This is a genomic window from Nocardioides sp., assembly GCF_036503465.1.
Taxonomy (GTDB): Bacteria; Actinomycetota; Actinomycetes; order Propionibacteriales; family Nocardioidaceae; genus Nocardioides.
Genome location: NZ_DASXWU010000026.1, coordinates 63,520 through 71,399 on the forward strand (window position 1 = coordinate 63,520; position 7,880 = coordinate 71,399).

Sequence of the window (7,880 nt, forward strand, 5' to 3'; positions counted from 1 at the left end):
TTCATAGACCCGTGGACGAGGTCGTCGCCCTGTACGACGACGGGGGTCGGCCCGACGGGAGCGCCCCTCGTTCCGTGATGCGCGCCCAGAACCTCCGGCACGCCGCGACGGGCGTCATCGTCCGCGACCCCTACGGTCGCGTCTACGTCCACCGCCGCACGCCGACCAAGGACGTCTACCCGGCGTACTGGGACTTCACCGCCGGCGGCGTCGTGCTGGCCGGGGAGGACCCGTTGGTGGCCGCGCGACGCGAGCTGGCCGAGGAGCTCGGGGTCACCAGCGAGCTCGAGTCGCTCGGCGAGTCCGACTACGCGGACATGCACACGTCGTACCACGCGTTCCGCTACCTGACGACCTGGGACGGCCCGATCACGCCGCAGCCCGAGGAGGTCGCGTACGGCGCGTGGCTCAGCATCGAGCGGCTGCTCGAGCGGATGGGCGACCCGGAGGTGCTGTTCATGCCCGACTCCCGGGCCCTGTTCGGCGACTGGCTCCGGGCCCGCGTGGCCGAGCGCGGGGAGCCGCACGAGGGCTGGGACACGTGGGCGATCGAGGTCGAGGGACGCTGGCTCGACCGGGCGCCACGGTTCGCCGACGCCGAGGTGCAGCTGCGCAACGAGGTCCGGCTGATGCCGCGACTCGCACCGCTGCTCCCGCTGGAGGTCCCGGTCCCGATCGTCCTGGACGAGTCGCCGCTGCGGGTCCGCCACCGCCTGGTCACCGGTGAGCTCGCGACCGCGGCTCCGCTCACCCGTGACGACGGCAAGCGGCTGGGTGAGTTCCTGCGGGCGCTGCACGACATGCCGGCCAACATCTACGTCGAGTCGGGCATCCCGGAGGCGACGGCCGCACGCGCGGAGCTGCTGGCCACCCTGGAGCGGATGCTCCATCGCGTCGTCCCGCTGCTGCCTGCCGACCAGCAGGAGCCGGGCCGCGCGCTGCTCCGTCGGATTGCCCTGCGCACGCCGGCGACGCTGGTGCACGGCGACCTCGCCGCGCACCACGTGACCTGGTCCGAGGGCCGCCTGGTCGGCGTCCTGGACTGGAAGGACGCCCGGGTGGCCGATCCCGCGGTCGACCTGGCCTGGCCGCTGTACGGCACGCCCGAGCGGTTCGCGGAGGCCGTCGCCACGTCGTACGGCGTGACCGACGACGAGCTCGGGCGCGCCCTGGACTGGCACCGGCTGAGTCCGTGGTACGAGGCGATGTGGGGCCTGGGGCCCGGGGGGGCCGACGTCGTGGACAGCGGCGTCCAGGGCATTCTCGCCCTGCTTGACGTCAGGAAGACGGCGTAACGACACCGGGCTGACACCGCACAGACATTGCAACGACATCAATTTGATGTCAGAGTGCTGATCATGGCGATCACGGGTGCTCGGGTCCGGCGGGTGCTGCGCGGCCAGGTCCTGCTGGTGCGACTGCTCTGGGCCTGCTCGCCCTCCCTCACCGTCCTCGGGACCGTCGGCGCCCTGGCCCAGGCCGTCGCGGCCGTCGGCGTCATGGTCGGGTCAGGACGCCTGGTCGCCGGGCTCGTCCACCACCACCTCGAGACCGGCTGGCTGGTGCTCACCCTGGCCTGCCTGGTCCTGCAGCCGGTCTGCACGGCGCTCTGCGACATCGTCGGCGTGGTCGAGCAGGGCCGGGCGACCCCGCTGCTCCTCGAGCGAGTGTCCGCGCTTGCGTCCCGTCCGCACGGCATCGAGCACCTGGAGGACCCGAACGTCCGGCAGGCGATCGACGGCTCGGTGGAGGAGATCAACCAGCAGTACTTCCTGGGTGTCCAGAGCTCGTGGGACGTCCTGTACTACCGGCTCTGGGGCGTGGCCGCGCTGGTCGTGCTCGCCGCGTGGTCGTGGTGGGTCGCGTTCCTGGTGCTGGTGGCCACGCTGGCGCTGAACCTCACCTGGTCGGCGTACTCCCAGCAGATCTTCGAGGACATCTTCCGCGACCGGCGACGCCGGCGGGCCCGTTGGTACCGCCGCCTGCTGATCGAGCAGGACAACGCCAAGGAGGTGCGTTTGTTCGGGCTGACCTCGTTCGGGCTCGAGCGGTTCACCGAGACCTGGCAGCGTGCGATGACCGACCTGTGGACCGGACGACGCATCAAGCAGCGCCCGATCAAGGTCGCCAACCTGGCCATCCTCGCGGCGTACGTCGTGGCCCTGGCGGCCCTCGCGCACGGGGTGTGGACCGGTGAGATCGGCACGGCGACCCTGCTCGCGTCCGCGCTGGCACTCACCCAGGTCGAGGGGCTCGGGATGCTCGGCGACATGCAGACGATGGTCATCCGGCAGCAGACGCTGCTGCTCGACCTCGAGGACCTCGAGGCCCGGCTGCCCGAACCGCGGGACGCGGCCGCGCCGACGCGCCCGACCGGGACGGCGAGCGCGGTGGCGTTCCGCGACCTGCGATTCAGCTACCCAGGGCGCCCGGAACCGACGTTCGACGGCCTGACCCTCGAGATCGAGCCGGGCACCAGCGTGGCGGTCGTGGGGGCCAACGGCGCCGGCAAGTCCACCCTGATCAAGCTGCTCTGCGGCCTGTACCGGCCCGGCGCCGGCAGCGTGCTGGTGGACGGCGGCGACCCCGGGACGGACGACCACCTGCGCCGCCGGGTGGCGGTGATCTTCCAGGACTTCGTGCGCTACCACCTCACCCTCCAGGAGAACGTCGGCATGGCGATGCTCGGCGACCACCGCCCGGACGACGTCTCTGCGGTGGTGCCCCGAGCCCTCCACGACGCGACCGGCGACCCGGTGCTGGCCCGCGTCGGTGGCTGGGACCGGGTGCTCAGCGCGGAGTACGCCGGCGGCACCGACCTGTCCGGCGGGCAGTGGCAGCGGGTCGCCCTGGCCCGAGCCCTGGCCGCGATCGACGCCGGCGCCGGGGTCCTCGTGCTCGACGAGCCCACCGCCGCGCTCGACGTCCGGGCCGAGGCCCAGCTGTTCGACAACTTCCTGACCGTGACCCGCGGCCTGACCACGATCCTGGTCAGCCACCGGCTGTCCAGCGTCCGGCACGCCGAGCGCATCGTGGTGCTGGACGGCGGCCGGATCGTCGAGGACGGGACGCACGACGACCTGGTGGCGGCCGGTGGCGGCTATGCGCGGATGTTCGGGCTGCAGGCCGAGCGGTTCGCGATGGCGGGCGGTGCGGTGTCGTGACCTTCCTGCGCAACCTCTGGATGCCGCTGGTCGCGGCGTACCGGCTCGATCGCACCGCTGCACTGCTGGCCTTCCTGGAGGTGCTCGGCAGCATCCTGAGCAACCTGCTGCCGTTGGCGTTCGGGCTGATGGTGACCGGCGTGGTGACCCGCTCGGAGGCCGCCCTGGTCGCGGGCACCGTGCTGGCGGCGGTCGGGTACGGCGTCGTCCCGGTGTTCACCACGATCGGCGTCGAGGCCCGGCTGCGGCTCAACGAGAGCGTCGGCCACGAGTTCGACCGCCGGGTCGCCGAGCTGATGGCGGCGGTGCCGACGCTCGACCACCTCGAGTCCCCGGCGTTCCGCGACCAGGCCCAGATCGTGCGTGAGCGGCAGGGAGCCCTGGGCGGCGCCTACAACAGCGTGGTCAACTCCATCCGCAACCTCGTGTTCCCGCTGGTGACGCTGGTCGTCGCGATCGGCGCCGACAGCCGGCTGCTCCTGCTGCTGCCCGCGTCCCTTCCGAGCATCCTGGTCGGCCGCTGGATCGTGCGCTGGGACCGGCGCGCCGAGGACGAGGGCGCCGAGCCGGCTCGGCTCACCCAGCACCTCGTCGGCCTCGCCACCGAGCCCGACTCCGCCTCCGAGCTCCGCGTGCTCGGCGCCCGAGCCGTGATCGCCGGGCGCCTGCGCAGCGCCGGCGCGGCCTGGCGTGCACCTCACATCCGGTCCGACGTCGCCAAGAACGTCGCCGCCACCGGTTGCGGGCTGTTCTACCTCGTCTCCGCCTGTGCGGTGCTGACCTGGATCGTGCGCGACGCCGCCGACGGGCGGGTGCCCGTGGGTGCGGTCGCCACGTCGGTGCTCGTGATCGGCCAGCTCGGGCAGGTCGTCACCTCGATCCGGTTCGCCTTCTCCCAGCTCGCCCAGGTGACCCGGACGGTCGGCCGCTACCGCGCGCTGGAGGACGGCGTCGCCGCCGCCCTCGCCGAGGGCGGCACCGGGACGCCGCCCGAGCGGCTCACCCACGGGATCTCGCTGCGCGGCCTGGGATTCACCTATCCGGGCCAGGAGACGCCGTCGCTCTCCGACGTCGATCTGGACCTGCCGGCCGGCTCCGTCGTCGCGATCGTCGGCGAGAACGGCGCTGGCAAGTCGACCCTGGTCAAACTGCTCACCGGCCTCTACCGGCCGACGACCGGGCGGGTCCTCGTCGATGGGCTCGACCTGGCCGGCCTCGACGGAGAGGCCTGGCGCGGACGCTGCGCCGGAGCCTTCCAGGACCACGTCCACCTCGAGCTGGTCGCGCGCGAGACCGTCACCACCGGCGACCTGCCGGCCCTGCACAGCGACGAACGAGCCCTCCGGGCCCTGGAGGACGCCGCGGCCACCGACGTCCTCGTCGCCCTCCCGAGTGCCCTCGCCACCCAGCTCGGCTCCAGCTGGGACGACGGCACCGAGCTCTCCGGCGGCCAGTGGCAGCGGCTCGCGATCGCTCGCGGCATGATGCGTGGCGACCCGCTGCTGCTGGTGCTCGACGAGCCCACGTCCGCTCTCGACGCCGCCACCGAGCACGCCCTCTTCGAGGGGTACGCCGACGCCGCCCGCCGGGCCGGCCGGCACGGTGCGGTCACCGTGCTGGTGACCCATCGCTTCTCGACAGTCGCCGCCGCCGACCTCGTCGTCGTACTCGCCGACGGACGCGTCACCGAGGTCGGCAGCCATGCGGAGCTGATGGCCGCGGACGGCAGCTACGCCCAGCTGTACGCCCTCCAGGCCAGGGGGTACGCATAGTTGAATTCGCGCGGAAGCGGCGGCCTGAGTCAGCCGCCGATTCCGCTCGGTTCAGCTGGGGATCACGAGTCGTGACTCGTAGGCGAACACCACGGCCTGGACCCGGTCGCGGAGGCCGAGCTTGGCGAGCACGCGTGCCACGTGCGTCTTGACCGTGGCGACCGACAGGAACAGCTCGGCCGCGATCTCCGCGTTGGTGGCCCCCGTGGCCATCGCCCGCAGCACGGTCAGCTCACGGTCGGTGAGCCGTCTGAGCTCGTCGGGCAGCGCCCGAGGACCTGAGCCGTCGGCCCGGCGTCCCAGGGCCGTCATCAGCCCCTCGATCGCCAGGTGGTCGAGGTGCAGCGTGAGTGGTGTACGGCGCCCCCACCGGTCCTCGACCGATCCGGGCACGGCGGCAATCGTCATGGTCTCTCCCCCCTGCTTGACCACTGCGCACGTGATGAGCCGTCCCCCCGGAAGGACACAGGAACATGCTGCACGCAGGGTCGGCCAGATTCGCGTCCGACACAACCCCCAGGAGGGTAGAAGTTCGTACGACGTACATCGGCTGGCGATCTTTTTACCCGACCGCGACCGGCCTCAGGAGACGACGACCTCGATCCGCTGGAACTCCTTGAGCTCGGTGTAGCCGGTCGTCGCCATCGCCCGCCGCAGCGCCCCGACCAGGTTCATCGTCCCGTCGGCCACCCGGGACGGCCCGAACAGGATCTCCGCGAGGGTGCCGACCGACCCGATCTCGACGCGCTCGCCACGGGGCAGCTCGGCGTGGTGGGCCTCCGCACCCCAGTGGAATCCGCGGCCCGGCGCGTCGCTGGCCCGGGCGAACGGCGAGCCGATCATCACCGCGTCGGCGCCACACGCGATCGCCTTGGCGATGTCGCCGCTCTTCCCGATCGACCCGTCGGCGATGACGTGCACGTAGCGCCCACCCGACTCGTCCATGTAGTCGCGGCGCGCCCCGGCGACGTCGGCCACCGCGCTCGCCATCGGGACCGAGACGCCGAGCACCGTCCGCGTGGTGTGGGCGGCACCGCCGCCGAAGCCCACGAGCACCCCGGCGGCACCCGTGCGCATCAGGTGCAGAGCGGCCTGGTACGTCGCGCAGCCGCCGACGATGACCGGGACGTCGAGCTCGTAGATGAACTCCTTGAGGTTCAGCGGCTCCGCCTGCCCGCTGACGTGCTCGGCACTGACCGTGGTGCCCCGGATGACGAACATGTCGACCCCGGCGTCGACCACGGTCTTGGCGAACTCCTTGGTCCGCTGCGGGCTCAACGAGGCGGCCACGGTCACCCCGGACTCGCGCATCTGCTTCAGCCGTTCGGTGATCAGCTCGGCCTTGACCGGCACGGCGTACATCTCCTGCATCCGGCGGACGGCGGTCGCCGAGTCGAGGGTGGCGATCTCCACCAGGACGTCGGTGGGGTCGTCGTACCGGGTCCACAGGCCCTCGAGGTTCAGCACGCCCAGGCCGCCGTGCCGGCCGAGGGCGATCGCGGTCTCGGGTGACATCACTGAGTCCATCGGTGCGGCGACGATCGGGAGCTCGAACCGGTAGGCGTCGATCTGCCAGGCGGTGCTGACCTCCTCCGGGTCGCGGGTCCGTCGGCTCGGGACGATCGCGATGTCGTCGAAGGAGTAGGCCCGGCGCCCGCGCTTGGCGCGCCCGATCTCGATGTCGATCACGTGCTCAGGTTAGGCGGACTAGTCCTTAGGTCCCATCTTCGGGAGTTCTCCGGACACCGGCGCCATGTCATGTCACCGTCGACCGCACACGCGAGTCACGGAGTCAGTCATGCCACACCCCCGAGGAGGGCGGCACGGCCGCCGGATCATCGGGGGGATGGTCCTGGCCGGCCTGGCCGTCACGCTGCTGGGCGTCCTGCCCAGCCCGTCGTACGCCGACGGTGACGACTACCCCTACGCCGGTCTGGGCGTGTGCCCGCTCGTGCCGCTGCCGCCGAAGACGCCCGGGTCCCCGGACAAGCCCGGCGCCGACAAGCCCGGACACGGCCAGGCCGGTCCCCACGGACACGTGCAGAAGCCGGGTCCGCACCAGCCGGCGGCACCTGCGTCACCGGACCAGCCCCCGACACCGCCGCCGCCTCGTGTGTGCGCCAAGCACATCTGGTTCTACAACGGGAGCTACGGCGACCCCTGGGGCTTCGCGCTCCGCAACTGCACGAGCTTCGTCGCGTGGCGGCTGCGGATGACCAACGGGCTGGCCGTCTTCGAGAACCACTTCGGCGGGGTCCACTGGGGCAACGCGGCGCACTGGGACGAGGCGGCCGCCGACCTCGGGTACCTGGTCGACGACGTGCCGGCTGTCGGCGCGGTCGCCCAGACGGACGCCGGCCGCGTCGGCCACGTCGCCTGGGTCTCGGCGGTGGGCGACGGCACGGTCACCGTCGAGGAGTACAACATGGCCGTCGCCGGCGGGTACGACGTCCGTACCGTGCCGACGTCCGACTTCACCTATCTCCATCTCGCCGACCTCGCCCCCGCGCCGTACCTCGGTTCGTCGCGGGCCGGGGTCGCCACCGCCGACGCCCACGAGGGCACCTGGTCGGCCCGCGTCTCCGACGCCGGGGACCTGATGGTGCACCGGCCGTCCGGTCGTGTCTCGCGGCTCGGCAGGTCCGGCCTGTGGTCCGCCGACGCCGCGCCGTCGGTCCTGACCGACGCCCAGGGACGGGTCTGGGTCGCCGGGGTCGGCGCGGGTGGTCGCGTGCTGGCGGCGCACACCGCACCCGGCTCGGCGTTCCTCTCCCACCCGCGACCCGTGCTCGCCAGTGCGACGACGGCGTCGCCTGCGCTGGTGGCCGACGGTCAGGGACGTGTGCGGATCTTCGCGGTCACGGCATCCGGCTCGCTCCTGGAGCGGCACACCCGCGGCGCCCTGGCCGACCGGTGGACCCGGCCGCACCGGATGGGCATGGCC

General features: G+C 72.4%; 6 protein-coding genes. 4 read left to right on the forward strand and 2 right to left on the reverse strand.

The features are described 5' to 3' along the window. Positions 1 to 11 precede the first annotated feature (11 nt). The 3 genes from VGK78_RS04120 (at position 12) to VGK78_RS04130 (ending at position 4,936) form a co-directional block, all read left to right on the forward strand. Complete coding sequence (locus VGK78_RS04120; protein ID WP_331526112.1) at positions 12 to 1,295, forward strand: phosphotransferase; 1,284 nt, start codon at positions 12 to 14, stop codon at positions 1,293 to 1,295. Positions 1,296 to 1,358: 63 nt separating this feature from the next. Further along, positions 1,359 to 3,164 (forward strand): ABC transporter ATP-binding protein, encoded by a 1,806-nt coding sequence (locus VGK78_RS04125; RefSeq protein ID WP_331526113.1) that lies wholly within the window; start codon positions 1,359 to 1,361, stop codon positions 3,162 to 3,164. Then, entirely contained in the window at positions 3,161 to 4,936 is a 1,776-nt protein-coding gene (locus tag VGK78_RS04130) for an ABC transporter ATP-binding protein (protein WP_331526114.1), read from the forward strand. Before VGK78_RS04125 ends, VGK78_RS04130 begins: the two co-directional genes overlap by 4 nt. A 51-nt stretch (positions 4,937 to 4,987) precedes the next feature. Here VGK78_RS04130 and VGK78_RS20315 read toward each other — a convergent pair whose 3' ends face one another. Continuing rightward, positions 4,988 to 5,344, reverse strand: a complete 357-nt coding sequence (locus VGK78_RS20315; protein WP_414690628.1) for a response regulator transcription factor — start codon at positions 5,342 to 5,344, stop codon at positions 4,988 to 4,990. A gap of 174 nt (positions 5,345 to 5,518) precedes the next feature. Then, the gene (locus VGK78_RS04140) at positions 5,519 to 6,625 is read right to left on the reverse strand and encodes a GuaB3 family IMP dehydrogenase-related protein (protein WP_331526115.1); all 1,107 of its coding nucleotides are present in this window, start codon (positions 6,623 to 6,625) and stop codon (positions 5,519 to 5,521) included. A 109-nt stretch (positions 6,626 to 6,734) separates the two neighbouring features. Here VGK78_RS04140 and VGK78_RS04145 point away from each other — a divergent pair. Then, a partial coding sequence (locus tag VGK78_RS04145; protein ID WP_331526117.1) for a CHAP domain-containing protein occupies positions 6,735 to 7,880 on the forward strand: 1,146 nt, incomplete at its 3' end.

Excerpts from the sequence above, each read along its gene's own strand:
- VGK78_RS04125 (WP_331526113.1), top strand. The coding sequence starts at position 1,359 with ATGGCGATCACGGGTGCTCGGGTCCGGCGGGTGCTGCGCGGCCAGGTC.
- VGK78_RS20315 (WP_414690628.1), bottom strand. The coding sequence starts at position 5,344 with ATGACGATTGCCGCCGTGCCCGGATCGGTCGAGGACCGGTGGGGGCGC.